Origin of the sequence: Aneurinibacillus thermoaerophilus, from assembly GCF_900099925.1 — a bacterium.
In the GTDB taxonomy this organism is placed as follows: Bacteria; Bacillota; Bacilli; order Aneurinibacillales; family Aneurinibacillaceae; genus Aneurinibacillus; species Aneurinibacillus thermoaerophilus.
On record NZ_FNDE01000032.1, the window covers coordinates 1 to 25,680 of the forward strand.

General features: G+C 44.2%; 26 protein-coding genes. 4 read left to right on the plus strand and 22 right to left on the minus strand.

The genetic code is table 11. The features are described from left to right. Window positions 1-409: transposase (locus tag BLR88_RS14050; protein WP_091260830.1), on the plus strand; the 409-nt coding region annotated here is incomplete at its 5' end. Window positions 410-804: 395 nt separating this feature from the next. After that, entirely contained in the window at window positions 805-2,553 is a 1,749-nt protein-coding gene (locus BLR88_RS14055; protein ID WP_091260956.1) for a recombinase family protein, read from the plus strand. Here BLR88_RS14055 and rlmH read toward each other — a convergent pair. From rlmH to ychF, 18 genes are all read right to left on the minus strand, one after another. Then, a complete protein-coding gene (gene rlmH, locus BLR88_RS14060) occupies window positions 2,455-2,934 on the minus strand; it encodes a 23S rRNA (pseudouridine(1915)-N(3))-methyltransferase RlmH (RefSeq protein ID WP_057897252.1) in 480 nt (159 codons plus the stop codon). The two genes, BLR88_RS14055 and rlmH, sit on opposite strands and share 99 nt — an antisense overlap. Before the next feature lie 261 nt (window positions 2,935-3,195). Beyond that, window positions 3,196-3,417, minus strand: a complete 222-nt coding sequence (locus BLR88_RS14065; protein ID WP_057897251.1) for a CxxH/CxxC protein — start codon at window positions 3,415-3,417, stop codon at window positions 3,196-3,198. A 223-nt stretch (window positions 3,418-3,640) separates the two neighbouring features. Further along, window positions 3,641-4,864, minus strand: a complete 1,224-nt coding sequence (locus tag BLR88_RS14070) for a S1C family serine protease (protein WP_057897250.1) — start codon at window positions 4,862-4,864, stop codon at window positions 3,641-3,643. 31 nt (window positions 4,865-4,895) lie between these two features. Continuing rightward, a complete protein-coding gene (locus BLR88_RS14075) occupies window positions 4,896-5,723 on the minus strand; it encodes an MBL fold metallo-hydrolase (protein WP_057900190.1) in 828 nt (275 codons plus the stop codon). A 174-nt stretch (window positions 5,724-5,897) separates the two neighbouring features. Then, window positions 5,898-6,719 carry a two-component system regulatory protein YycI gene (locus BLR88_RS14080; protein WP_057897249.1) on the minus strand — a complete coding sequence of 274 codons (822 nt, stop codon included), beginning with the start codon at window positions 6,717-6,719 and terminating at the stop codon, window positions 5,898-5,900. Window position 6,720: 1 nt separating this feature from the next. Further along, window positions 6,721-8,109: a YycH family regulatory protein gene (locus BLR88_RS14085; protein ID WP_091260960.1), complete on the minus strand. Its 1,389-nt coding sequence runs from the start codon at window positions 8,107-8,109 to the stop codon at window positions 6,721-6,723. Next, window positions 8,099-9,913, minus strand: a complete 1,815-nt coding sequence (gene walK, locus BLR88_RS14090) for a cell wall metabolism sensor histidine kinase WalK (protein WP_057897247.1) — start codon at window positions 9,911-9,913, stop codon at window positions 8,099-8,101. Before walK ends, BLR88_RS14085 begins: the two co-directional genes overlap by 11 nt. Window positions 9,914-9,916: 3 nt before the next feature. Beyond that, the gene (yycF, locus tag BLR88_RS14095; protein ID WP_175493633.1) at window positions 9,917-10,636 is read right to left on the minus strand and encodes a response regulator YycF; all 720 of its coding nucleotides are present in this window, start codon (window positions 10,634-10,636) and stop codon (window positions 9,917-9,919) included. A 114-nt stretch (window positions 10,637-10,750) separates the two neighbouring features. After that, window positions 10,751-12,229, minus strand: a complete 1,479-nt coding sequence (locus BLR88_RS14100; protein WP_091260962.1) for a M23 family metallopeptidase — start codon at window positions 12,227-12,229, stop codon at window positions 10,751-10,753. Between the two features lie 350 nt (window positions 12,230-12,579). Then, the gene (locus BLR88_RS14105) at window positions 12,580-13,869 is read right to left on the minus strand and encodes an adenylosuccinate synthase (protein WP_057897245.1); all 1,290 of its coding nucleotides are present in this window, start codon (window positions 13,867-13,869) and stop codon (window positions 12,580-12,582) included. Window positions 13,870-14,143: 274 nt separating this feature from the next. Further along, window positions 14,144-15,496 (minus strand): replicative DNA helicase, encoded by a 1,353-nt coding sequence (gene dnaB, locus BLR88_RS14110; protein WP_091260964.1) that lies wholly within the window; start codon window positions 15,494-15,496, stop codon window positions 14,144-14,146. 16 nt (window positions 15,497-15,512) lie between these two features. Beyond that, complete coding sequence (gene rplI / locus BLR88_RS14115; RefSeq protein WP_057897243.1) at window positions 15,513-15,956, minus strand: 50S ribosomal protein L9; 444 nt, start codon at window positions 15,954-15,956, stop codon at window positions 15,513-15,515. After that, window positions 15,953-17,914: a DHH family phosphoesterase gene (locus tag BLR88_RS14120; RefSeq protein ID WP_091260966.1), complete on the minus strand. Its 1,962-nt coding sequence runs from the start codon at window positions 17,912-17,914 to the stop codon at window positions 15,953-15,955. Before BLR88_RS14120 ends, rplI begins: the two co-directional genes overlap by 4 nt. 14 nt (window positions 17,915-17,928) lie before the next feature. Continuing rightward, a complete protein-coding gene (locus BLR88_RS14125; protein ID WP_057897241.1) occupies window positions 17,929-18,921 on the minus strand; it encodes a YybS family protein in 993 nt (330 codons plus the stop codon). A gap of 139 nt (window positions 18,922-19,060) precedes the next feature. Further along, window positions 19,061-19,291 carry a 30S ribosomal protein S18 gene (gene rpsR / locus BLR88_RS14130; protein WP_057897240.1) on the minus strand — a complete coding sequence of 77 codons (231 nt, stop codon included), beginning with the start codon at window positions 19,289-19,291 and terminating at the stop codon, window positions 19,061-19,063. A gap of 40 nt (window positions 19,292-19,331) precedes the next feature. Further along, window positions 19,332-19,799: a single-stranded DNA-binding protein gene (gene ssb / locus BLR88_RS14135; RefSeq protein WP_217639395.1), complete on the minus strand. Its 468-nt coding sequence runs from the start codon at window positions 19,797-19,799 to the stop codon at window positions 19,332-19,334. A gap of 24 nt (window positions 19,800-19,823) precedes the next feature. Beyond that, window positions 19,824-20,114 carry a 30S ribosomal protein S6 gene (rpsF, locus tag BLR88_RS14140; RefSeq protein ID WP_057897239.1) on the minus strand — a complete coding sequence of 97 codons (291 nt, stop codon included), beginning with the start codon at window positions 20,112-20,114 and terminating at the stop codon, window positions 19,824-19,826. Between the two features lie 249 nt (window positions 20,115-20,363). Further along, on the minus strand, window positions 20,364-21,470 hold the full coding sequence (ychF, locus tag BLR88_RS14145; RefSeq protein WP_057897238.1) for a redox-regulated ATPase YchF: 1,107 nt from the start codon (window positions 21,468-21,470) through the stop codon (window positions 20,364-20,366). A 132-nt stretch (window positions 21,471-21,602) separates the two neighbouring features. Between ychF and BLR88_RS19630 the strand changes: the two genes are divergently transcribed. Further along, complete coding sequence (locus BLR88_RS19630; RefSeq protein WP_156423976.1) at window positions 21,603-21,752, plus strand: hypothetical protein; 150 nt, start codon at window positions 21,603-21,605, stop codon at window positions 21,750-21,752. Window positions 21,753-21,794: 42 nt separating this feature from the next. Here the strand turns inward: BLR88_RS19630 and BLR88_RS14150 are convergent, their stop codons facing one another. The 3 genes from BLR88_RS14150 to BLR88_RS14160 are packed head-to-tail and all read right to left on the minus strand — an operon-like array spanning window position 21,795 to window position 23,255. Continuing rightward, entirely contained in the window at window positions 21,795-21,998 is a 204-nt protein-coding gene (locus BLR88_RS14150; RefSeq protein ID WP_057897237.1) for a DUF951 domain-containing protein, read from the minus strand. Between the two features lie 25 nt (window positions 21,999-22,023). After that, the gene (locus tag BLR88_RS14155) at window positions 22,024-22,947 is read right to left on the minus strand and encodes a mechanosensitive ion channel family protein (RefSeq protein ID WP_057897236.1); all 924 of its coding nucleotides are present in this window, start codon (window positions 22,945-22,947) and stop codon (window positions 22,024-22,026) included. A 35-nt stretch (window positions 22,948-22,982) separates the two neighbouring features. Next, window positions 22,983-23,255 carry a DUF3343 domain-containing protein gene (locus tag BLR88_RS14160; RefSeq protein WP_057900187.1) on the minus strand — a complete coding sequence of 91 codons (273 nt, stop codon included), beginning with the start codon at window positions 23,253-23,255 and terminating at the stop codon, window positions 22,983-22,985. Window positions 23,256-23,715: 460 nt separating this feature from the next. Between BLR88_RS14160 and yyaC the strand changes: the two genes are divergently transcribed. Then, entirely contained in the window at window positions 23,716-24,357 is a 642-nt protein-coding gene (yyaC, locus tag BLR88_RS14165; protein WP_057897235.1) for a spore protease YyaC, read from the plus strand. A 101-nt stretch (window positions 24,358-24,458) separates the two neighbouring features. Here yyaC and BLR88_RS14170 read toward each other — a convergent pair whose 3' ends face one another. Next, the gene (locus tag BLR88_RS14170; protein ID WP_057897234.1) at window positions 24,459-25,607 is read right to left on the minus strand and encodes an aminotransferase class V-fold PLP-dependent enzyme; all 1,149 of its coding nucleotides are present in this window, start codon (window positions 25,605-25,607) and stop codon (window positions 24,459-24,461) included. Between the last annotated feature and the right edge of the window lie 73 nt (window positions 25,608-25,680).

Below are 25,680 nucleotides of genomic sequence, written 5' to 3' on the forward strand. Positions count from 1 at the left end.
TATGGGAATCGCCACGGTTGCCGGCTTTTTCGCAGAGGTTGGCGACTTGTCCAGATACCAGCACCCTCGTCAACTTCAAAAGCTGGCTGGTCTGAACCTTAAAGAAAACCGCTCAGGAAAGCACCGAGGGAAAACCCGAATTACCAAACGAGGACGACCACAGCTTCGCGCACTTCTCTACAAAGTGATCCGACCCTTGGTCGCCAAAAACCAGGCATTCAAGGCGCTGCATATGTATGATACGACCCGACAGCAGAATCCGCTCCGCAAGCAGCAGTCGTTGATTGCCCTGTGCTGTCGTCTGCTTCGGATTATGTTTGTGCTGGCACGTAAAGAAGTCGATTTTGACATGAACAAGATGATGAAAGCTACGCCTTTATGTAGTCAGATCTTGCCTCTCACTGCATAAATCTTTTAGTTGTTTCTTTTTGGCATACGTTCTTATTCGATACCTTGATTAAAAACGAAGCACGGAGAAGCCGGAATGATTTTCACCATGCGGGCACTGACCCTGAAAAGGAGCATCTCTGGCCTCCACCTCATGGACAGGTTGAACGAAGGAAAGTAGGGACAGCAGATCCTGAGAGACATGGGAGGGTACACCACCATGAGTCTTGTGGAGATCCAATGTGCAACCATATTTTTCAAAAAGGCGATAGATCTCTGATAGGCTACGTCCTCCACTTCCAACATTTTTAAAAGTTTCAAATGTCTAACTGAGACTTCGTTTATAAAAATCAAGATATCATGAGAATACGTGAGTATTCGTAAGAAAAACTTTAATTCATAGAGGGAGGTTAAGAGATGGAAATTAAAAAAGTAGCCATATATGCCCGTGTTAGTACAGAAGAGCAGGCTAAAGAAGGGTACAGTATAACCGCTCAACTTCAAACACTTCGACAATATGCTCAACTTTACAACTGGGAAGTTGTTGAAGAATATGTAGACGAGGGGATTAGTGGAAAATCGATAAAAGGCAGGCCAGCAATGAAAAGGCTTATTGATGATGTGGAAATCAACAAATTTGATGCCGTTCTAGTATGGAAAATATCCCGGCTTTCAAGAAATATGTTGGATACTCTAGTCATTTTGGATAAGTTTGAAAAATACGATGTAAAATTTATATCTTACTCGGAAAACTTTGATACCGGAAGCCCTATTGGCCGTTTAGTACTGCAAATAATGGCTTCTATTGCGGAAATGGAAAGAAATACGTTATCGGAAAATGTAAAACTTGGTATGAAACAAAGGGCATTAGAGGGACAATGGAATGGTGGTTCTGTATTTGGTTACGATACTGTTGAAAAACAACTTGTCATCAATCATAAAGAAGCAGAGATCGTAAAAATGATCTTTGAAATGTATGCAAGCGGAAAGGGGTTAAAGGCAATTGCAAACTACTTAAATAAATTAGGATATCGAACGAAAAAAGGCCGTTATTTTTCTATAAATGGGATTGCAACAATCTTAGACAATGTCATCTATAATGGTAAAATCAGCTGGTTAAAGGTTGAAAATTGGGACACTAAGAGAAGAAAAGGAAAGAATCCTGACCCTATCATTGTTGAGGGGCAGCATGAAGCCATCATTTCAGATGAATTATGGAGTTTAGTTCAAGCAAGAAGAAAAAGCAAATCATTTAAACAGCGCCAATCGAATGAACCTTTTTTACTTAGCAGTCTTTTGCGTTGCCCTGATTGCGGTCAAGGAATGGTCCCTTCCATTACAACATCTACACGAAAGGATGGGACGAAACGAAAACATCGATATTATGTGTGTAGTAATTTCCATAATAAAGGATCTGCAGCATGTAAAGCGAATTCCATAAAAGCAGATGAAGCAGAGGACGAGGTTATTAATAGAATTGAAAAACTCGTTACCAATAAGCAAAAGCTATATAAAACATTAAAAGAAATAAATTCAAGTTCTGCTAGTTCTCTAAACAAACTGAATAAAGAACTAGAACAGATTGAAAACCGCTTGTTGGAAATCCAGCAATTGCAAGACAAATATATGGAAGCTTTTGAAAAGAATACACTCCCGATAGATATCCTACAAGAAAGATTACAAAAGGTTTCCAATGAAAAAAGAGAATTAGAACAGAAGAAAAATGAGATTGCAGTACATTTGATTTCTTCTGATTCAAAAGTTATTCAACCGGAGCTTATTGAAATGCTGCTTGAAAAATTTCTATTCGTTTATAAACTGACATCAAGAGAAAATCAAAAACAGCTACTTCAGTTATTGATCGATAAAATTACAATTAAACAAACAGGAAAATCAAGAACCATTAAAAACATTGAACTTGAATTCGATTTTACAGAAGTCAACATATCTAAAACCTTTATACTTATCCACATGTTGTATCGTGAAGCGGATAATGAAACTGATTATCCACAGCCAATACCCGCTTCCGACAATAAAATTCCACCTTATCTTCAACAATTTTTGCCTCTATTTATGGTACGGTTCGCCGCGATTAATCTTAAACCCGCGGTACACTTGCTCAAGCAAAATCAGCCGCATCAACTGATGTGGAAATGTCATCCTTGAAAATGACAACGACTCGTTCGCACGCTTCATCACCGCAGCCGACAGCCCCAGCGAACCGCCAATCACAAATGCCACTGAACTCTGACCATACGTCGCCCAGTAATCTAGTTTCTGTGCCAACTTCTCTGATGACCACATCTCGCCTTCGATCGCAAGCGCGATCACATGCTGATCCGGCTTCAACACGGCCAGAATCCGTTCTCCTTCCTTCTCCTTCACCCGCAGCATCTCAGCCTCACTCAAATTCTCCGGTGCCTTCTCATCCGTCACTTCTACGATTTCCACTTTCGCGTACGCCGACAAACGTTTCGAATATTCCTCAATCCCCAACTTCAAATATTTCTCTTTCAATTTGCCAACTGCGACAACTGTTATGTGCATAACTTTTTCCGCCTCTCTCTTTTTTCACACTTTTTGCACAGTTATCCCCTGTATAAACAGAGTTATCCACATTATGTTGATAACATGACTGTGAATATATACTACGAAATAACATTCAAAAAACCCAGTAAAATCAATAATTGTGCCATCTAAAACCTTGTTTTTTCAAATGTGAATAACTACATACACACAAGATTACCCACAAGTTATTCACAGCTATTGGATAACCTTCCCTCTCTTTGTTCACCTGTGGAATTTTATTTATAGTAAAATATATGCAGGCTTTTCGGCGCTATACCGACACGTCTTCGGCGCTTTCCAGCCCACGACTTCTTTCTCCACTTCCGACAATACATACACGTCTGGTGCCTCTCCGTACTCATCTACAAATTCATCAAGCGCCAGCTCAAGCTGATCAGCCGCACACACGATAAAGCGCTCACCACCGTTCTCCAAATATTCCTTTTTAACCGGATCGAGCATTCTTTTTTCCTCCGTTACATATTTTATTTGCTACCCTATGATACCGTATTTACTTGACAGACATACAGAAAAACTCCCACTCGCATTTTTACACACGGATGTTGATGATTCAATACTTACCAGAAAGAAGAAGAGACATATTTTTATCTAAACTCCCGATAAACAACCATATTTCTTACACATAAGAAAACCGGGGAAAATTCCCCGGCCTCTGTTTCATTATTTATTGCATGAGCTGCTTCACAAGCGTCACATTTACACTTTTCTTAATCGATCCGCGGTAGAACGTTATTTGAACCGTATCGCCAACCCGCTTCTGGAATAAATACTTACGCAGCTGCGCCAGGCTTTCAATCTTCTGATCATCAAGCTGCACAATTACATCGTACCGCTTCAGTCCAGCTTTGTCGGCCGGGCTCATCGGCGTTACACTCGTAATCACAACGCCACTTTCCACATCACCCGGCAACTGCAGCGGGTCTCGGCGAGCGTCTTCCGGAACCTGTCCCAAGTCTACCGGTCTCTCAAGACCAAGCATCGGGCGCTGCACAGACTTGTAGCGAATTAAATCGTCAATAATCTTGTTTGCATCATCGATCGGAATCGCAAAACCAAGGCCTTCTACGCCTGTTTTCGCGATTTTCATGCTGTTGATTCCAATAACCTGTCCGGCAATATTCACAAGCGGTCCGCCACTGTTTCCTGGATTAATCGCCGCATCTGTCTGTAAAACGTTTACTTCTAAATCCGTCTCATTGTCCCCGTCGATATCCACCGGCATCGTCCGTTCCGTAGAACTGATGATGCCCTGCGTTACAGTGCGGGAAAATGCAAGACCAAGCGGATTGCCGATCGCGATCGCCGGCTCTCCAACTTTGACTTTGGAAGAATCGCCAAATTCCGCGACTTGCTCTACTTTTGAACCATCAATTTCTAGTACTGCAAGGTCGGTATACTCGTCTGCACCTACTACTTTCGCCTCTACATTCTTTTCACCATTGGCCAATGCAACTTGTACTTGTTCAGCTCTTTCAATCACATGATAGTTCGTTACGATATATGCTTTTCCCCCGGCTTTGCGAAACACAATACCAGAACCTGTCCCTGCTGTTCCCTCTTCCACAAATCCGAAGAAATCGCGTCTCTGCTGAATATTGACGACACCAACCACCGCATTTTCTACTTTTTCCACCGCATCTACAATAGCAGTATTAACATTGACCGAATAGTTGGCCGTATTGCCCCCGATTACAGGTTCCCGCTGTCCCGGCTGCTCGGGCAGAGCCGTCCATCCGGGAAAATAACCTGATTTCAGCAATGTCGGCACCATCATCAGTACCACAAGGCCGCCGATGATCGCTGACACAAGCGCAATAAAGAACGTAGAGGCGCCGCCCCGCTTTCCTTTCTTGTGGCCGTTATAAAGTTCATCATCGTAATAACCCATGGCGTTGCTCCTTTCTTTCCCTGATCACTTCCTACTTTCCATTGTTACCTGTCATGCCGCTTCCCTTACGAACAATTTCCTGAACAGCTGTAGGATGAACAGGCGAAGTATCCATCAAATGTATATCTTCTCCTTCATAAAATCCGTATTCCTCAAGAATATTCTTCACCGTTAGCCGTGCCAATTCAGTCATGTTGTTCTCTTTGCTTAAATGGGCCAAATACACGGTCTCTCCCTTACCTGCAAGAATATCTCCCAGCGCTTCACCGGCCGCATCATTGGAGAGGTGACCAACGTCGCTTAGAATACGCCGTTTTGTATTCCATGGGTAGCTACCCATGCGAAGCATTTCCACATCATGATTGGATTCAAAGATATATGCATCTGAATCGCGAACTGTATCCTTAATTCGTTGACTTACATATCCTAAGTCGGTTGTCAAGCTCACCTTGGCTTCACCCTCATAAAAACAAAAGCCCATCGGTTCAGCGGCATCATGTGATAAGCCATACGATTCTACTTTTATGTTCCCAAATTCTACTGTTTCGCCTACTTCCATAATAAGACGCTGATCTTCGGCGATTTGCCCAAGTTGGCGCTCCAGCTGTTCCCATGTTTTTGAATTGGCGTAAATGGGAAGCTGATAACGGCGGGCCAGCACTCCCACCCCCTTAATATGATCGGAGTGCTCATGGGTAATAAGGATAGCGTCCAAATCAGCAGCATTCACGCCTACCTCTTCCAATAACCTCTCTATTTGCTTACCACTTAATCCGGCATCTACTAATAATTTACTATTTTTTGATTCGATAAAAAAAGAATTGCCAGTACTTCCACTGGCGAGCACGCTAAATTTCATAACACGTTCTTCGCTCCTTGCTAAGCCCTTCTTTGCAAATTTAAGGAAAACTCGCATGCTACCCGCATTTATCCTTGTGCTGCTTATGTAAAAACAGCCTCCTAGCATCGCTTTAGAGCGGAGCGCAATTCGTAAGTTTTTCCTATTCATACTCTAGAAGGAACCCCGTCATTTTTATGACGGGGGAATACCACTAGTATTATTATTGGAGATTGCCTCATTTTTTTCAAGAGGAGGGGCCTGTTCGATCGCCCCGGTGATACCGTTCACATACTGTATGCCTCCGGTATGAACCACCCGCCAGACAGGAGCCAGCACTTGAATGTCCGCATCATACATATGACCGAAATAACCGACCGTTACATCAGAGATAGCTTCACCGTAACGGATGTACCCATTATCCAACAACGTGCGGATGGCAGTGAAAGCCGGGATGATTTTACGTCCCGTCCCCTGATTAACAATTTGAACATGTATCTGTCGATACCCCAGCATCCGGTTGCGATCATTCATAATTTCCAGCGGGGCACTGAATATCGGATACTTGCCGTATTGCTGGACATAACATTGCAGCGTCTTGGAACTTCTCTTCTTGTCATATGTGTAATCCTGGCTATACGCGATATACCGTTCCACCTTTTTCAACAATTCCTCCTTATTTATAAGGTTCGTCAGTAGCAATGGCTTATTAAACTTTACCGTCACCCCTACACCTTGCTGTCCGACAATCTGTCCGGTTAACTTCTGCAGGTGACTGGCAAAACTGGTAAACCGAACATTCACATAGTTCATCTCTGGCGGCATTTCGGTTGGAATCTCCGTTTCCAGTTTGATATTGCGAGTTTTTAAAAGCTCCTCAAGACTTGATGGAATCAGCTCTCCTTGAGGCGCAATTTCCATGTCCCGGTTCTGGCTCATCATCACCTGATAGCCAAGAAACAAATCCAGCAATAAAAATGTAATAATTAAAATGGTTTTCGCTTTGCTCCAGTCCATTTTACTTTCCCTCCGCCCGCTTATCAAACGCGGTGGCATCGGCTTCGATATAGATTGGCGGACGCTCCGTCATTCTTACTGTCCAGCAAGGTTTCATCTCAATAAAATCATAAACCGGACGGGTACACAATCCCAGTTCAATGGAGACGACCTGTTGTCTGGAAATTCCAAGCTCTTCAAGGCGCTTTATCAATTCTTCACCTGATACAACTGTAACTGGTACACGCTCGAAGTATACATCAAGTTGCCGCATTGGATAATACAGTTCAGAAACCGTACCGCCCGATACCCGGACAGAAATCGTGTTCTCATCCGGCCCATCGCTAAACAAAGGATAAGCTCCAATATACTGGCGAAAACGATAGGTTACTGTTCTTTCGCGCTCCGGCTCTACCATATCAACACTCTCCAAGTAATAACGTCCGGTCCATCCACCATGACGATTGACAAAAGAAAGTGCGGAATTCAACGCTTCATAGTTCGCCTGCTTTGTTTCCGCCTGTTCCCACTCATGCACAGGATATCGATACAATAAATAATTTCGTGCAGCCGGAATGGAAACGGATTGACTGCCATTTGTATAGATCGTAGTGCCATCGCGCTCCGTCACCTGCCGGGTCAAACTTACGTCGACAAACATCGCCTCCAGTACTTGCCTAACAGTCAAAGGCTGGTAGAAATATCGGTAGCGCGACATCTTCTCCCGTTCTTTCGGCAGATAAATCGGTTGATAGAATGCATACCGATTAGAGTGAATAGCCTCTTCACGATGATGGACAAATGCTCGGTACATCATTTGCTCAGGTAGATGAGTCAGATAATTAGGTGAAAGAATGCTGTCCATTTGTCCAACTGTCACCGAAGTGTGAGCCCGAACAACCTGTTGATCACGATCTGAAATAAATAAAGCGTTGACGATATTTTTCTCCCGACTCTCATACAGCAAAATCCGGCTCGCCGAGCGAAACTCTTCCGCTCCCCTTCCACGAACTGTAAAAAGTTCGGGCATAATATCGGCTGGGATTTCGTGGCTATACACAATTTCCACAGCCTTTTTCTTGTTGATAATATTTTCCCATTCTTCTTTCGTAAGCCGAGTACGTGCAAAATCATAAAAGTACCACGTATCCATTTCGTATTGGATTTTTTTGTATGTCCCTGATTCAACGGCGGCTTTCATATGTCTTCCATTTCCTGTATGGAGGATAAAGGCCGTGGGACGGATTACATCAGTTACTTCATATTTATGGCCTGCCGGCGGCGGCGCAACATAATCGGAAGGAGCAAGGTTTTCCAACTGAGGGGTGCTATTCCAAAGCAACCCGGAAAGCACAAGGCTTATGATAATCAAAAAAGTTAGGAGTATTGTTTTGATTTTTTCAAGATTCATTCTTCATCTCCTCGTATACCGGCAGCGTGAAGCTGACCCTCGTTCCTTTCTGCCACTCGCTGTCAATCTCAATCGTTCCGCCGTGCGCCAGCACAATCTGCCGGGCAATAGACAGACCCAAGCCCGTGCCTCCCATACTGCGGCTACGCGCTTTGTCTACCCGGTAAAAGCGTTCAAAAATTCTTGTCAGATCGCGTTTCCGTATTCCCATCCCTTCATCCATAATATCAATCCGTACATATTTTTCTCCCACTTCACACGCTTGAATCATCACCTTTGTATTCTCATTGGAATACTTCATAGCGTTTGAAATCAAATTGTCCAGCACCTGAATGATATTATCCCGATCTGCTTTTACAGGCGGAAGATCATGCGCCGGAAAATCCAATTGAAGCTCAATGTTTTCCTGCCGGCTCTGTAACGCAAATCTTTCTACTACGTCTTGCAACAATTCCGGGACATTCACTGGCTGAAAATCAAAGTTGTATTGCCCGGCATCGTACCGGGAAAGCTGCAATAAGTCAGTTACCAGCCGCGTCATCCGATCCGTTTCGTTCAACAATACGCGAAGAAACCTCCGGGAAAGCTCCGGATCATCGACTACGCCTTCTTCCAGCGCTTCAAGATAGCTTTTCAGCGTCGTCAGCGGCGTACGCAATTCATGCGACACGTTGGCTACGAATTCCTGTCGTTCGCGCTCAAGCGCTTTCTGCTCAGTCACATCCTGCAAAACGGCGATAATACCAGCATGTTTTTGCTCTGCCCGGTTTTTTAGCACCGTAAACGAAAAGCGGATCAGCCTCTCTTCCCCTTCTACATTCATATCCATTAACAACGATCCGTTTTCTTCAAATAAAGAGTCCCGTTCATCACTATCGCCAGGAATAGAGAGCACCTCATACAAATTCTTACCAAGCACGGTTTTATAACTTACACCCAAAATACGCTGTGCAGGTTTATTGACAAGGATGATGTTACGATCGCCATCAGCGGCAATGACACCGTCGCTCATATTTGCCAGAATCGAGGAAAGTTTTTCTTTTTCTGCCTCAGTCTGAGAAAGGGCTTGCTTTAGTCTTCGGGTAAGCAAGTTAAACGTTTCCCCCAATTGTCCGATTTCGTCTTCGGAATAAATGCGAACTTGCCTGTTAAAATCCCCGTTTGCCATTGCTGTCGCTTGCCGGGTAATTTCCTTGACCGGCGTCGTAATCGTGCGCGCCAGTACAATCCCCAGCGCGGCTGTAAGCAGGAGGGCAATCCCCGTACCGGTAGCGAAAATTCCATTAATCTGGCGCATTGTGTGATAAACTTCTTCCATTGAAGCCACCATGTAAAGCACGCCAAGAATTTTTGTTCCCTTCTTAATCGGCAGGGCCAGTACCTTAACCCGCTGCCGGGTTTCCGGGTTGTACTGGATCGATTCGTTCCTTGTGCCAAGCAACGCCATATTTACTTCGGCTCGTGTATTTTTCTGGCCGATAAAAGCTTTGTTTTCTTCGGTCGTGGTAAGTACAATCCCGTTCTGATCTAACAATTGGACATCCGCATTGCGCAGGGCAAACAAGTTATGGATTAGATTATCTATATCCTCCCGCGGAACCATCTCTTCTTCTAGGTATTTCTCCACATTAACAGCTAGCAAATTCGCCTGTGTATTCAACGTTTCATTGAAATTATTTAAATAATACGATTCTGCGGAGCGGATAAAATACGCCCCGATCACCTGCATTGCAATCAGAATTAACAATAAATAAAGAATAACGATCTTCCATTGAACCGTTTGAAAAAAACGGATACGTTTCATTCGTTATTCCTCCACGCCGTTGCGCATCATATATCCGAGTCCACGCCGGGTAATAATGTACTGCGGAGAACTCGGATCGTCTTCAATTTTCTCCCGCAGGCGTCGAATGGTTACATCAACAGTGCGTGCATCGCCAAAGTAATCAAAGCCCCATACCGCCTGCAACAAGTGATCGCGCGTCATCACCTGGCCACAGTGTTTCGCCATGTATTGTAAAAGCACAAACTCGCGGTGCGTAATATCAATGTTTTGCCCGTTCTTTTCAACTGTATAAGACTTCATGTCAATTGTCAGTTGACCTACCGTAATCCTGGAAGGAGACTCGCTTTCTTTCTTGTTTTCTTCCACCACACGCTCCTTTACGTGACGACGCAAATTGGCTTTAATCCGCGCAAGCAATTCACGGCTGCTGAACGGCTTCGTAACATAATCATCAGCGCCGAGTTCTAGGCCGAGCACCTTATCTAGTTCGCTATCTTTAGCCGTTAGCATAATAATCGGCACATCAGATGTGCGACGGATAATACGGCACACTTCCATACCGTCCTTTCCCGGAAGCATGATATCAAGCAAAATTAAATCCGGATTTTCTTTTTCCGCAAGTGTGACCGCTTCGTTTCCGTCATAAGCACATACAACCTCATAGCCCTCTTTCTCTAACGTAAACTGCAAAATGTCCGCGATCGGACGTTCATCGTCTACTACCATTACTTTATGTCTCACGGTTTTCACCTCTCTAACTACTTTCCACTTTCCTGGCTAAAATCCTGCCCCGGATATCCCCATTAAAAAACCGGTGAAAGAAGCCTCTTACACCGGTTTTTTCTCTATTCTATATTAACGAAGATAGGGGAGCGGGTCGACAGCTTCCCCGTTTTTGCGAATCTCAAAGTGCAAGTGGGGCCCTGTGGAACGCCCTGTATTGCCGGATTTGGCGATCACTTCTCCCTTTACCACAATATCGCCCGGCTTAGCTATAAAGCTGCTTAAATGGCCATATAACGTTCTGTATCCATTTCCATGATCGACAATCATACATTTTCCGTAGCCGCTTTTTTCTCCGGCAAAAACAACGCGGCCATGATCGGCTGTATGTACTGGCGTGCCAACCGGATTTGCGATATCAATTCCTTCATGCATCCGGCCCCAGCGCATACCAAAACGCGAACTCAAAAGTCCGACCGCAGGCATGCGAAAATGTCCATCTCCGCGGGAAGGCTTGATTTTTGTTCCGCGGATCACAACTTGGGCGACCGGTTTCTGCAATATTTTCTGGTGTACAGGATTTTTCCTCACAAGTTTGCCGTTCTCTTTTATCAGTTCGTACACAATCTGCTTGCTTCCATTTTTGCCCTGGATGACAACTTTGTCATCACCACGGTACTTTTTCGGATCATTCTGCTGCTTTACCGGGTAAGGAATAGCAACCGTTTCGACCATTTCCTTTCGGGACACTACCGTAACCTGAGGTGAGAACGCCTGCACATTTATCGTGTCACCGATTTGCAATACACTATCTTCTTTAAGATGAGGATTTAAAGCAAGCAATTCTTTTTCTTTAAGCCCATATTGCGATGCGATATTCCAGAGCGTCTCCCCGGCCTTGATCACATGATTTTTTTGCTCCGGTACACCTTTCAGCAGCACATTCATCAGTTGTTCGTCATTTAATACACGGGTGGGAGAAATGGTTTTATATGTAATGTCAATATGTTCCTTAATGCTGACATCCGATAAATCAGGTTGCGCCTTCGCGTGTACCTTCGGTGCGAAGGCAGGAGTAACGGCTACCATCAGCGCGTGCGTAGACTTCTTCTCGCTATACATCGCTTTTAACCGTGTTAACGCCTGCTCAATACTTTTCTTATCCCGCGCATAAGCAATCGCTTTTCCGTTCACTACAAGTTGTGCGGCATTCGCTTCTACTTTGATTTCGGAGGCCAGACGATCCAGTACGGCTTTATTCTCTAACTTTTTCTCGGCGTAATGTTTTTCTTCGGTTATTGTAATCTTTTTGTTAAATCCGAAGGCAAGATGAGGATACTTTTTCTTTTCAGCTACCAGCATATCCGCGAGCCATTTTTGAATCATTTGCGGATTATCAACCACACCAATATCTTTTCCGTCTATCGCGACGCGATACAACGTACTAAGATTGGACTGATATATATAACCACCTACAATTGTTCCACTTACCAACAAAAAAACTGCAAAAATACCAAGTGCCAGCTTCCCTGTATTTTTTTTATTTTGAACGAATCTTACGCCATGAGACCATGTTCCTTTCGTCCATGACGACATTCTTTCAATAAACATCGTAACCTCCCGTTTTTCTCCGTCGAATCGCAAAGATTCTTCTATAAATAACAAAAAAGGGGATCCTTAGAAAAGTATCCCTTTGTCCTTGCTTATTTTTTAGTTAACGGGGAAATTTTATACATATCGCAAGGCAGAGCACGACAATGCCTTCATGTTCCTTCTTCCAAACACCCCTTCATGGTAGCACCGAAAGAGTATAATAGCAAGAAAAAACGACACATTTCGACAGAAAATAACAGGAAGAAGAGGAATAAATATCTAAACTCCCTGAAAAAGCAATGCTCCCGGCTTTTTTAAATAAAGCCGGAAGCGATTAACCTCGTTATATATAGCATTACGCTGACACATTACAAAGAATATACGCTACGAACAACATTGGTTTGATCACGATCAGGACCTACGGAAAACGTCGCAAGCGGAATGCCGGTCAGTTGTGTGATACGCTCCACATAGTGGCGCGCATTTTCCGGAAGTTCATCAAGCGAACGAACGCCTGTAATGTCTTCTTTCCAGCCTGATAGTTCTTCGTATACCGGCTCGCATTCCGCCAACATATTAAGGTTTGCCGGGTAATGTTCGATAATTTGGCCCTTATAGCGGTAAGCGGCGCAAATTTTCACCGTATCGAGCCCAGTCAATACATCCAGAGAGTTCAGAGCAAGAGCTGTGATCCCACTTACGCGACGCGCATGGCGGACAACTACGCTATCAAACCAGCCTACACGGCGCGGACGACCTGTTGTCGTACCATATTCACGGCCTACTTCACGAATACGGTTACCGATCTCATCATGCAGTTCAGTTGGGAATGGCCCGTCACCCACACGGCTAGTGTACGCCTTTGCCACGCCTACCACATGATGAATTTTTGTCGGTCCTACGCCGGAACCGATGCACACGCCGCCAGCTACCGGATTGGAAGACGTTACAAATGGGTATGTTCCTTGGTCAATATCCAGCATTACGCCCTGCGCACCTTCGAACAATACACGCTTCCCAGCATCAATAGCATCATTCAGCACAACAGACGTATCCGTTACATATGGGCGAATGCGTTCCGCATATGCCAAGTATTCATCGAGAATTTCCTCCGCTGTAAAACCGTCTGTTTCATAGTACTTTTCGAACAGTCGGTTTTTTTCCTCCAGATTGCGGCGAAGTTTTGTTTCGAATACTTCCTTATCCATCAAATCGGCGATGCGAATACCGATACGGGCAGATTTATCCATATATGCCGGTCCGATACCTTTTAAGGTTGTGCCGATTTTATTGTCGCCTTTCTTTGCTTCCTCTGCCGCGTCGAGTTTCATATGATACGGCATGATAACATGAGCACGGTCGCTAATGCGCAGATTATCCGTGTTTACACCATTGTTATGTAAATAATCTAGTTCTTCTACTAACGCCTTCGGATTGACAACCATTCCATTTCCGATGACGCAGATTTTTTCTTTGTAAAAAATTCCTGAAGGAATTAAGTGCAATTTATATTTTGTCCCGCCAAAAACAATGGTATGACCCGCATTGTTTCCACCTTGATAACGCGCGACGACTTCCGCTTTTTCCGCTAAGAAGTCAGTGATTTTTCCTTTTCCTTCGTCTCCCCATTGGGTTCCTACAACTACTACGGTTGACATTGGCTGGGCACCTCCTACTTTTCTAACATACTAAGTTTAGCAATCGCTCTCTTGTATGTCAATCAAAACCGAACGATCGGGTTCTATTGAAGCAATTTGTTCGAGAATTAGAATAAATATAAGAAAAATTCGCGGGCATTGCTATTTGTCCTTTTTCCTTAAAAAAGGAAAACGGCCGCTTTGCGTCCTGTCGATCGGATCTGCAAAATATCAAAAAAATCCCTATCAAGTAGAATAGGGATTTTTTTGAAAATATATGCATGGATGGTACTTCCTACTTCTGCACCGGCTCCTCATGCTGACTTAGACTTACAAACTTATTGTATTCTTTAAGAAAGGCAAGTTCCACCGTCCCAGTCGGCCCGCTCCGTTGCTTACCGATAATGACTTCAATGATGTTTTTCCGCTCCGTCTCTTTGTTGTAATAGTCATCGCGGTAAAGGAAGGCAACCATATCAGCATCCTGTTCAATGCTTCCACTCTCGCGAATATCGGACAACATCGGCCGCTTGTCCTGACGCTGTTCCACAGCACGGCTTAGCTGCGATAAGGCAATGACCGGGCATTCAAGCTCACGGGCGAGCAACTTAAGCGTTCGGGAAATCTCGGAAATTTCCTGCTGGCGATTATCGCTGCCGCCCTTTCTCCCGGTAATCAACTGTAAATAATCGATCAAAATCAAACCCAGACCCACCTCCGCCTTCAGGCGGCGGCACTTGGAACGGATTTCGCTTATAGTAATTCCTGGCGTATCATCTATATAAATAGGAGCGTTCGCCAGCGTACCAATTGCCATCGTCAACTTGTGCCAGTCTTCCTCCGTGAAATACCCTGTACGCATTCGCTGTGCATCAATATTGCCTTCCGCACAAATCATCCGCTGCACAAGCTGGGTCGCTGACATCTCCAGACTGAATATCGCCACGGAAGCCCCGGCGCGAGCAGCCACATTCTGTGCCACATTTAACGCGAACGCAGTTTTTCCCACTGCTGGCCGGGCAGCCAAGATGATAAGCTCGGACGGTTTCAGCCCAGCTGTCATCTTATCAAGATCCGGATACCCGGTAGGCAACCCGGTAATCTCGCCCTTATTATTCGATAGTGTCTCAATGTACTCATACGTATCCATCAGCACATCTTTAATGTGCTGAAAGCTGGATGTACGCTGACGCTGCGCAATCTGCATAATGCTACGCTCAGCTTCGCTCAAGAGCGCCTGCACATCTTCACCCATCGTATAGCTGTCTGTCACAATCTTGGTCGCAGCCCGAATTAAGCGGCGCAGAGTTGATTTTTCCTCTACGATCCGGGCGTAGTATTCCACATTGGAGGCTGTTGGAACAGATGTGGCCAGATCAGTCAAGTACGAAACCCCGCCTACTTCATCCAACTGTTTGCGGTTCTCCAGCTCCGCCGTAACGGTTACAAGATCGACTGGCTCATTCCGTTCCCCTAAATCCACCATCACCTGAAAAATGCGTTGATGAGATGTTCGGTAGAAATCTTCTGCCGTCAAAATATCCGTCGCCGTGATTAATGCTTCCTGCTCCAAAAAAATAGCCCCCAAAACGGCCTGTTCGGCCTCGATGTTTTGGGGTGGAATACGATCGAGGAAAATATCACTCATAGCCTATCCCTCAATTCTATTCTTCAACAACATGTACCTTTACGGTCGCTGTTACTTCTGGATGCAGCTTTATCGGCACATTTGTATAACCAAGGGTACGAATCGGTTCAGAAAGCTCTATCTTACGCTTATCTACCTTGTAATTCGCTTTCTTCAATTCCTCGGCGATTTGCTTTGTACTCACGCCGCCAAACAGCCGACCACCTTCACCGGCTTTCGCTTTAACAGTAAGCGTGAAATTCTCAAGCTCTTTTGCCAGTGCTTTCGCGTCTTCACGCTCCTGTTCTTTGCGTTTGGCCTCGCTTTTCTTATGTGCTTCAAGCATTTTCAAATTGCCGGGAGTCGCTTCCTGCGCCAATCCTTTTTTAAACAAAAAGTTACGCGCGTAACCTTCGGAAACCTCCTTAATTTCCCCTTTTTTTCCTTGCCCTTTCACATCTTGCAAAAAGATTACTTTCATTTTAGTTTCCCCCCTTGATAATTCTTAAGTATTTCTTTTAGTTGAGCAACCGCTTCGGAAACGGTCACGTCTTTCAACTGGGTAGCTGCATTATTTAAATGTCCGCCGCCGCCCATCTGTTCCATGACAAGCTGAACATTGAAATCACCCAGCGAGCGAGCGCTGATAGACACCAAACCATCCGGTCTGCGGCAGACAACGAACGAAGCTTCAATACCAGCCATCGTGAGCAACGTATCCGCCGCCTGCGCGATCAACAATTGACCGTATGTTTCGTCCTCTTTCCCTCTCGCGATGGCGATAGAGCCGCAAAACACTTCCGTATGTTGGACAATTTCCGCACGGCGAATGTATTGATGTAAGTCTTCTTTCAGAAGCACTTGTACAAGAGCGGTATCCGCCCCTTTACGCCGCAAGAACGAAGCGGCTTCAAAAGTCCGTGAACCGGTGCGAAACGCAAAGCTCTTCGTGTCAACCACAATTCCAGCGAGCAACGCGGTCGCTTCCAACACATCAAGCGCCAGGTTATCTCCTTGATACTGAAGCAATTCGGTAACAAGCTCGCTAGTCGATGAAGCATAAGGCTCAAGGTAAATAAGAACCGGGTCGGAAATAAACTCCTGCGAACGCCGATGATGGTCGATAAGAACAACCTTGTGGGTCACGTTCAACAAACGCGGTTCGATAACCATAGACGGACGATGCGTATCGACCACGACCAGAAGCGTCCTCTTCGTCGCCATTTGCAACGCCTGATCGCTGGAAACAAAATAGTCACCCAAGTATTCATGTTCTTCTACTTCCTGCATCAAGCGCTCAATCGCAGGATTGCTTTCATCCAGTACAATATACCCCTGTTTTTCAGCCGCATGCACTGCTTTCAGCACGCCGATTGCGGCGCCAATCGCGTCCATATCCGGCATTTTATGTCCCATAATAAGCACAAGATCACTTTCCAGCATTAAATCGCGCAGCGCGTGCGAAATAACGCGTGCGCGTACCCGGTTCCGCTTTTCAACAGCATTAGACTTACCACCATAGAACGTAATTTTATCCCTGAATTTCACAGCCGCCTGGTCACCGCCGCGGCCAAGTGCCACGTCAAGACTGGATTGTGCCATTTCACCCAGTTCAATAACCGTGTCGCTTCCGGCTCCTACTCCGATACTCAGCGTAATCGGGATTTTATTCTTGTTCGTCATCTCACGCACCACATCAAGAATATCAAAGCGAGTGGCCTCCAACTGATGCAAAGTTCCTTGATCAAATACCGCCAAGAACTTGTCAGAAGAAAAACGCCGTAGATAAATACCATATTGATGCGCCCATTTTGTGATCGCTCCCGTAACATTAGTAAGAAGAAGGCTTCGGCTTTGTTCATCCATGCCCTGTGCTACCTCATCCAAGTTATCCAGATGAACAATCGCAAGTACAAGCTTTTCCTCCTCATAATGCATCTGCAATTCCTTATAATCGGTAATGTCCGTAAAATAAAGCAGACGCTCCTCCGGGCGATGCAATATTTCGTAAATTCGCTTGCGGTATGTTATCTCCGCTTTTTGCTGATCTTCCTTTATTTCAGTAAGCGGTGGGAATACATCAAGCAGCGATTCGCCAATTAAGCTGTCTTTTTCGGTCATATGCTGCAAATATGGATTGTGCCATTCGATCACCTTATCTTCATTATAGAGCACAATGCCGATCGGCAGTTCATTGACCACTCCATCCCCCGCTTTTTTGATGCGATGGCTTAATGTAGAAATATATGTCTCCATCTCATCACGAATAAGCAGCTGATTATGAAACGCAAGATATCCACTGCTCGCCACCACCACAAAACCAATGATCGCAAACACCCAATTTACATAAACAGCCAATAATCCAGCCGCTAATGCACAAAAGCCGAGAGCGAGGATAATATGCGAGCCAAACCAGCGCTTTGCCAGGAACTTCAGCATATACTCAGCTCCTATTATCGAAAAAATCGGTTCCGCAGATTAAAACCTACATCCAGAACCCCTATTAACAGTAGTATATAAGTAAACGGCGGAATAAGGAACAAGATCACCGCAATAAATAACAGCCCTTTGCTTGCGTTACGCTGATGAATCCAGTACGCAATAAATCCTAATCCCTGCACGAAAAAGAGCAGCTGCAACACCAGCATAATATTAAGAACCGCCATGTACAAAAAATGGTAATCCTGTAGTCCTTTTATCATGAACAGAAAGAGTACAATAAAATAATAATACAAAATCGAGCGCGGAAAGCGCAAATTATGTAAAGCTGGCAATGATTGAATCTGTACGCCCATTCGCTGCGAAATTCGCCGGAAAAACGCATGGTTGATTAAAGCGGACAAAAGCGATGATGAAATTAAAAGCCCTGGAATGATAGCCGTGATTAAAGATGTAACCTGCGCTTTCATCATCCCTAAAGATTCTTTAAGCTGTGCGAGTTGCTTTGTCTGTGCCTCATTTCTTTGGTCTTCGGGCAATTGGCTAACCGAATTCTCAATCTGTTTCTGCATATCAGTCAAAACTTGCTCCGAAATTTCCCGCATAGCTTTTATCATATCATCCAAAGGATTTATTTTCATAACGGCTAGCGCCAGACCGATACTGACAAACATAAAAGTCAGTTCCACTAATGTTCCGATCATTAGAACCTGCCCAGCCGACTTTTTCTTCCGATAGGCAACACCCATGACCAGTCCCATAACAGCGGCCGGAAAAGATAGTAGCAATCCTGGAAAGCCTGCGAATATAAACGACAAAAATACAGTCACAAAAGCAGCCAGTCCTCCTGCTTTTGCCTCATGACGGTACCCATATACGGTAAGCGGAAGCGGCAACGCAAACACGGCAACAATGCTGAGCGGCGTATAAAACGCGATAAAAAAAAGCACAAGAAAAATTGCGCTGACGAATGCTCCTTCCAAGATCGCCCTTACGTTATTTTGCACAGGTGTTCCCTCCTTTTTATCATTTTTTGCAAAAAAAATAAGCCTCACTAAATTTATCATAAAGAACGGTCAAGTGGCAAATAAGGAGGTGAAAAAAGAGGCAGGAGTATTCCTCTCTGCCTCTTTCTATCCATGTATATTACTCTGTTACGTATGGCAACAAAGCAACTTGACGAGCGCGCTTAATCGCAACCGTCAGCATACGTTGGTATTTCGCGGAAGTTCCAGTTACGCGGCGAGGTAAAATTTTACCGCGTTCGCTGATGAACTTCTTCAGCAAATCAACATCTTTGTAGTCGATATGAGTAATTTTGTTCGCAGTAAAGTAACAAACTTTACGGCGCTTACCGCGTCCACGACGTTGTGCCATGAAAATTCCCTCCTTTTGTTTAAATCATACCGTAGCGTTATTAAAATGGTAAATCGTCGTCCGAAATATCGATCGGTCTCTGATCGTTAGCAAAGGGATTATCGTCAAACGAATCGCGAGAATGTCCGCCATCAAAACCCGCCGACCTCTCAAATCCGCTGGAGTATGATTCGTCGCTGCTTTGGCCTTGTCTACCGCCTAAGAATTGCACATTATCTGCAATGATTTCCGTAACATATACGCGACGTCCTTCCTTATTTTCGTAGTTACGCACCTGAATGCGTCCTTCCACAGCGGCTTGCTGCCCTTTTTTCAGGTATTGGGCGCATAATTCAGCCAACTTGCTCCATACAACAATAGGAAGAAAGTCGGTTTCTCTTTCGCCCTGTTGATTCGTCATTCGACGATCAACCGCAAGCGTAAAGGTAACTACAGCAGTTCCGTTCGGCGTATAGCGGAGTTCGGGATCTTTGGTTAAACGCCCTAACAATACCACACGATTCAACACGATAATCCCTCCAAATCATAAGACTTATTTTTCGTCTTCACGAACAACCAGGTAACGAATGATATCATCATTGATTTTCATCAGACGTTCCATCTCAGCAACCGCTTGCGGCTCGGCTTGGAAATTCATGAGCACATAGAAACCCTCGCGGTAATCCTTGATTTCGTATGCCAGACGTTTCTTACCCATTTCAGTAATCTTCTCCATCTGACCGCCTTTCTCCGTAATAATTCCGGAGAAGCGCTCAATGTTAGCCTTAATGGCTTCCTCTTGAAGATCCGGGCGCAGAATGTACATCACTTCGTATTTACGCATATTCTTCACCTCCTTTTGGACTAAACGGCCCCATATATATGGGACAAGGAGCGAGCACGTTCTAGACGTGACTATTTCTAAACTCGCATTTAAAAATTATAATAAATTATTCAAAATGCTGCAAGTATTTTTTCTTCCAATTTGCTAGAGCACGTTCCAGTCAAAAAAAAATGGATACCTTTTTGTATTTATATTTTACCAATATTTTACATGATTTTCTACTGTTTTATCTTTATTTTTTTGTATTTTTTATACATTAAAACGAAAATGCATAATATCTCCATCATTCACGATATAGTCTTTTCCTTCCAGACGGAATTTTCCATTTTCTTTCGCCTTTGTCATCGAACCGGCTTCAATTAAATCATCGTAAGCTACTACTTCCGCGCGAATAAAGCCGCGTTCAAAGTCGTTATGAATAACGCCAGCCGCTTGAGGTGCCTTCGTGCCACGGCGAATCGTCCAAGCGCGAACTTCCTGCACACCGGCCGTAAAATACGTAATCAAGCCAAGCAGCGCGTATGCTTCGCGAATTAAACGATCCAGTCCAGATTCCTTCAGGCCAAGCTCTTCCAAAAACATCTGCTTATCTTGTTCATCCATCTCCGCAATTTCAGACTCTACTTTCGCGGAAATGACAACAACGCGTGAACCTTCTGCTACAGCGAATTCTTTCACCTTCTCTACATGCTCATTTTGTCCGTTTTCCGCTTCTTGGATACCGTCTTCGCTTACGTTGGCCACGTATAATACTGGCTTCATCGTTAACAAATGGAAATGGCGTACAAGTTTTTTCTCGTCATCCGTAAGCTCCACACTGCGAGCCGGTTTCTCATTCTCCAGCGCTTCTTTAATTTTTAAAAGCACTTCATATTCCATTTTTGCATCTTTATCTCCAGCTTTTACTTTCCTTCCTAAACGATCGATACGACGCTCAACCGATTCAAGATCCGCCAGTATCAACTCAAGATTAATCGTCGTGATATCGCTAACCGGGTCTACCCGTCCCTCAACATGAGTAATATTCTCGTCTTCGAAGCAGCGAACTACGTGCGCAATCGCGTCTACTTCACGAATATGGGACAGAAACTGGTTACCAAGCCCTTCTCCCTTGCTTGCGCCACGCACAAGACCAGCGATGTCAACAAACTGGAACGTCGTTGGAACCGTACGATTTGGCACTACAATTTCTGTCAGCTTTTTCAGACGCGGGTCTGGCACCTCCACGATTCCTACGTTTGGTTCAATCGTACAAAACGGATAATTCGCCGATTCGGCGCCTGCCTGTGTAATCGCATTGAATAAAGTGGACTTTCCTACGTTAGGAAGGCCGACAATACCGCAAGAGTTTCCCATATATGTAAACACTCCTCAATCTTAATTTCCAAAAATACTTTTACCATTATAGCACGAGTATATCGCAGGAAAAAACAATTAGCCCGTCTCTCCCCCTTTAATCAGGGCATACTACGTTGAGGAGGTGAAATCATGGCTAACGAGTATCTTAACACATATCCCCCGGCCAATCTGTCAGAAAGAGAAGTAGCAAAAATTCAAGAGCTAGAAAAACAATTAAGCCAAGAAACCAACTCTCGCATTCTACTTATGGCTTTTTTAAATGAAAAGAGCGAAAAATAAATAAGAAAAGCTCGCAGGTGTGCCCCGCGAGCTTTTCTTAATTTATTTTTCTTCTCCGGCACGGACAAGTACTTTCTTTAACCGTTTCTCGAATTTTTGACGCGGAATGAGAACACTGTGATCACACCCCTGACATTTTAAACGAATATCCATTCCCATGCGAATAATTTTCCAACGATTTGTGCCACACGGATGTGGCTTTTTCATTTCTACGATGTCTCCTAGTCCAAATTCTTTCCGCTCCATCTTTACGTCTCCCCTCTTTTTGTTATTAGGATGAAGCTTTCTGCTTGGACACTTCTTCAGCAGCCATCTGATTATTATCACCACGCTGAGGAATCATAACCATATGTGGGTAAGGGATTTCAATGCCCCGTTCATCAAACATTTTTTTGATATCTGCCCGTAATCTACGCATAACCGGATAATGTTGCATCGGCTGGCATTCCGCAATGAGACGGATAACTACATCAGAAGCGCCAAAACGCTCCACACCAAGAACGGTCGGGGTTTTAACGATTTCTTCATATTCTTGTTCCCATCTGGGCGCCGCTTCCTCAAGTATTCTTACGACTTCATTAATATCTTCTTTATACGAAACGCTCACATCAACCACAGCCATAGAATTTGCGATGGACAAGTTTGTTACTTCCGTAATACTCCCATTTGGAATAATATGAATTTCCCCTGTCCAAATTTTGATTCGGGTAACGCGCAGACCAATTTCTTGAACCGTTCCGGTTATGTTGTTAATTGTGACTACATCTCCAACCGCAAATTGGTCTTCAAAAATAATAAAAAAGCCAGTAATCACGTCACGCACTAGATTCTGAGCGCCAAAGCCAATCGCCAATCCCAGTACACCAGCACTTGCCAAAAGCGGTTTTGGATCATATCCAAGAAACGTAAAAACGTTTAAAAACGCAATAAAATAAATCGTATATTTAATAACATTATTTATCAAGGTTCGCATCGTCTGGCTACGGCGTGGGTCCATGCGAAGGCGATCAAACTTATTTGCAGATGCTTCGCGTTCTTTGAATAAACGGTTTACCGCAGCGTTTCCCACAACGACAAGAATTTTCGCTACGATGAGAATAAGAACAATCTTAAGGGTTATTTTACCAAAAGCGACCCACTTTTCCACATCGGTTATATAAGTTATAAAATCATCATAATACTTATGTAAATCCATGCATTCAATTCCTCCTATTCTCCATCTAGTTCTAACTATTCATGTTCCATTTCTTCCCGATGAATATAAGGTACATAAATACCCTTCACCATATGATAATACCCTTTTATTTCGACATTTTCATCTTTAATAATGCGATCGACTTCTAAAAAATCAGCGGCGGGAATATCGATCGATAGGGCGCATCCGGCCGTAATTTCTTTCGGTGTCGGCCTTGTGTCAATCTCGATGTCCGCATATTCAAGCAACACTTCTGCTCGCAGCGCTTGCTGGGTCGAATCAAATGCAATTAAAATGCGGCTGTTCATATCATTCTCCTTATTGTAACATAACATCCTTTGCGTTTTTTCTTCCTTATTAATCGTATAAGCAGTCAACGCTCCCCTCCTATACTTCGCTTAAGGGTAGAGGATTTACGATTTTAGATGAAAAAAACAAAAGATGTGAACGATGCTTTGCCAGTCTACACATAATATGATGATTCTTCTTTAATACGTGAAAAAAGAACGAACGAGTATAAGCATAAAAACTTTCTTAATATAATGCTCTGTACAAAAATATAGCAAAATTCCAAAACTAAGTCATATTCCAAATGTATCCCTTCACATGTCATATTGTAAAGCAAGTCGTGTAAACATTAATAAAATGTTCTTTGGTGTCGCCCATCATTGTCCCTTATTCCCCAATCTCTGAATACGTTATTACAGTAGTATATTTTTAACAACTCCGGCGTATACTGATAATATTATTTTCATACGGGAGGTACAAATGATAAACGACAGCAATACGGTACACATGTACCCGCCCAATCCCTTTCGCATTGACCATTCAGAGGAACAAGCCGTTGAATTGTTAACCCAACATCTGCAGCAACGCCTTCGCGTATACCGTGGATATTCGGATATCGTCGTATTCTGCATTGGAACCGACCGTTCCACCGGCGATGCGCTTGGTCCAATTGTCGGTTCCCATCTTGAACGTATGTACCCAAGCAATGTTTCGATTTACGGAACACTTGATTCTCCCGTCCATGCCGTGAATCTTCAAGAAACCATCGACTATGTAAAGAAAAAACATACCAATCCGCTTATTATCGCAATTGATGCCTGTCTCGGACAACTCAACAGCGTTGGTAAAATCACAGTCGCCCACGGCCCCATTAAACCAGGGGCAGGAGTAAAAAAACAACTGCCCGAGGTAGGAACATTTCACATTACTGGCATTGTGAATATAGGCGGATTTATGGAATATTTTGTCCTACAGAACACTCGTCTAAGCGTCGTGATGAAAATGAGCGAAATTATCGCAACTTCGCTTTATAGCGCAATCGTCCACATAAAAGAATCGCCATATCGCTATATGCCCAACATAGGAAATCGCTCTTCCTTGTATCAAAGCGCTTCCGAATAAGCAAAGAGCATATGATTCATTGCTACTATGAATCATATGCTCTTTTTACTCTTGCGGCTCTCTTGCCGACCATTCGACCATTATTTAATTGAGAAAAACCTTTAGAACGCAAAAGCCTCTCTAATCTCCCGTAAAGCCACAACCAGCGCTTCTACATCTTCTTGTTTATTAAAATAACCAAAACTAGCGCGAACAGCTCCTGTTGTCAACGTCCCTACCGTTTCGTGTGCCAAAGGTGTACAATGAAAACCGGCGCGGACAGCAATATTATACTCCTGATCTAAAATATAGGCGAGTTCAGAAGCATCGACCCCTTCTAGCATAAACGGTACAACCCCGACCCGTTCTGTATCCTTATCAGGTCCAAACACCGTTACCCCTTCCATGTCTTCCAACTTTTCAAGCAGAAGACGCGTAAGCCACCATTCTTTTCTGCGAATAGACTCTATTCCTGTCTGTAGCACAAATTCCACCCCCGCCGCCAACCCGGCGATCCCCGGCGTATTTAGTGTCCCGCTTTCATAACGATCCGGCCGCGTCATTGGTTGGTCAATATCCTCTGAATGACTGCCTGTTCCACCATGCAGCAATGGCGTAAGAGCAATAGAAGAATGAACATATAAACCTCCAGTTCCTTGCGGGCCGTACAACCCTTTATGCCCTGGAAAAGCAAGCATATCGATGTACATGTCTTCTACATCAATCGGTAGAATGCCCGCCGTCTGCGACGCGTCTACCAGATATCTTACTCCCGCTTCCCGGGCAATCCGACCTATTTCTTTCACAGGAGCAATTGTCCCCAATAAATTCGAAGCATGGCTAACAACAATCAATTTCGTATTCTCGCGAATAGCTGCACGAATGGTCTCAAGCGAAAACATATAATTCTCCGGTTTAATATATGTAATCTCCACGCCGACTTCTTTCCGCAAAAACTCCAGCGGACGGCGGACGGAATTATGCTCCAGCGAAGTCGTAACCACATGATCTCCCTGCCGTATAAATCCTTTAATAGCTTGGTTTAATGCTTGCGTCGCATTTAATGTAAAAAAGATATCATTTGGATTTTTAATATTAAAAAGCTTGGCTAGCTTTACTCTTGCCTGATATACCGTTTTACTTGCCTTCATTGAAAGTTTATGGCCGCCGCGCCCCGGGTTTGCAGCATACTCTTCGATACATTCGGCTACTGCTTGGCTAACTTCTTTTGGCTTCGGCCAAGTGGAGGCTGCGTTGTCCAAATATATCATCACGCTCTTCTCTCCCTTCCTTTATTCTTTATATTGTCCGTTTCTAACAGCGAAGGCAACCTATTTTCTGCAG

What these genes read in the sequence shown, in the direction of transcription:
- BLR88_RS14055 (WP_091260956.1), top strand. Translation starts at nt 805, where the DNA reads ATGGAAATTAAAAAAGTAGCCATATATGCCCGTGTTAGTACAGAAGAG.
- rlmH (WP_057897252.1), bottom strand. Translation starts at nt 2,934, where the DNA reads ATGCACATAACAGTTGTCGCAGTTGGCAAATTGAAAGAGAAATATTTG.
- BLR88_RS14065 (WP_057897251.1), bottom strand. Translation starts at nt 3,417, where the DNA reads ATGCTCGATCCGGTTAAAAAGGAATATTTGGAGAACGGTGGTGAGCGC.
- BLR88_RS14070 (WP_057897250.1), bottom strand. Translation starts at nt 4,864, where the DNA reads ATGGGTTATTACGATGATGAACTTTATAACGGCCACAAGAAAGGAAAG.
- BLR88_RS14075 (WP_057900190.1), bottom strand. Translation starts at nt 5,723, where the DNA reads ATGAAATTTAGCGTGCTCGCCAGTGGAAGTACTGGCAATTCTTTTTTT.
- BLR88_RS14080 (WP_057897249.1), bottom strand. Translation starts at nt 6,719, where the DNA reads ATGGACTGGAGCAAAGCGAAAACCATTTTAATTATTACATTTTTATTG.
- BLR88_RS14085 (WP_091260960.1), bottom strand. Translation starts at nt 8,109, where the DNA reads ATGAATCTTGAAAAAATCAAAACAATACTCCTAACTTTTTTGATTATC.
- walK (WP_057897247.1), bottom strand. Translation starts at nt 9,913, where the DNA reads ATGAAACGTATCCGTTTTTTTCAAACGGTTCAATGGAAGATCGTTATT.
- BLR88_RS14100 (WP_091260962.1), bottom strand. Translation starts at nt 12,229, where the DNA reads ATGTTTATTGAAAGAATGTCGTCATGGACGAAAGGAACATGGTCTCAT.
- BLR88_RS14105 (WP_057897245.1), bottom strand. Translation starts at nt 13,869, where the DNA reads ATGTCAACCGTAGTAGTTGTAGGAACCCAATGGGGAGACGAAGGAAAA.
- dnaB (WP_091260964.1), bottom strand. Translation starts at nt 15,496, where the DNA reads ATGAGTGATATTTTCCTCGATCGTATTCCACCCCAAAACATCGAGGCC.
- rplI (WP_057897243.1), bottom strand. Translation starts at nt 15,956, where the DNA reads ATGAAAGTAATCTTTTTGCAAGATGTGAAAGGGCAAGGAAAAAAAGGG.
- BLR88_RS14120 (WP_091260966.1), bottom strand. Translation starts at nt 17,914, where the DNA reads ATGCTGAAGTTCCTGGCAAAGCGCTGGTTTGGCTCGCATATTATCCTC.
- rpsR (WP_057897240.1), bottom strand. Translation starts at nt 19,291, where the DNA reads ATGGCACAACGTCGTGGACGCGGTAAGCGCCGTAAAGTTTGTTACTTT.
- rpsF (WP_057897239.1), bottom strand. Translation starts at nt 20,114, where the DNA reads ATGCGTAAATACGAAGTGATGTACATTCTGCGCCCGGATCTTCAAGAG.
- ychF (WP_057897238.1), bottom strand. Translation starts at nt 21,470, where the DNA reads ATGGGAAACTCTTGCGGTATTGTCGGCCTTCCTAACGTAGGAAAGTCC.
- BLR88_RS19630 (WP_156423976.1), top strand. Translation starts at nt 21,603, where the DNA reads ATGGCTAACGAGTATCTTAACACATATCCCCCGGCCAATCTGTCAGAA.
- BLR88_RS14150 (WP_057897237.1), bottom strand. Translation starts at nt 21,998, where the DNA reads ATGGAGCGGAAAGAATTTGGACTAGGAGACATCGTAGAAATGAAAAAG.
- BLR88_RS14155 (WP_057897236.1), bottom strand. Translation starts at nt 22,947, where the DNA reads ATGGATTTACATAAGTATTATGATGATTTTATAACTTATATAACCGAT.
- BLR88_RS14160 (WP_057900187.1), bottom strand. Translation starts at nt 23,255, where the DNA reads ATGAACAGCCGCATTTTAATTGCATTTGATTCGACCCAGCAAGCGCTG.
- yyaC (WP_057897235.1), top strand. Translation starts at nt 23,716, where the DNA reads ATGATAAACGACAGCAATACGGTACACATGTACCCGCCCAATCCCTTT.
- BLR88_RS14170 (WP_057897234.1), bottom strand. Translation starts at nt 25,607, where the DNA reads ATGATATATTTGGACAACGCAGCCTCCACTTGGCCGAAGCCAAAAGAA.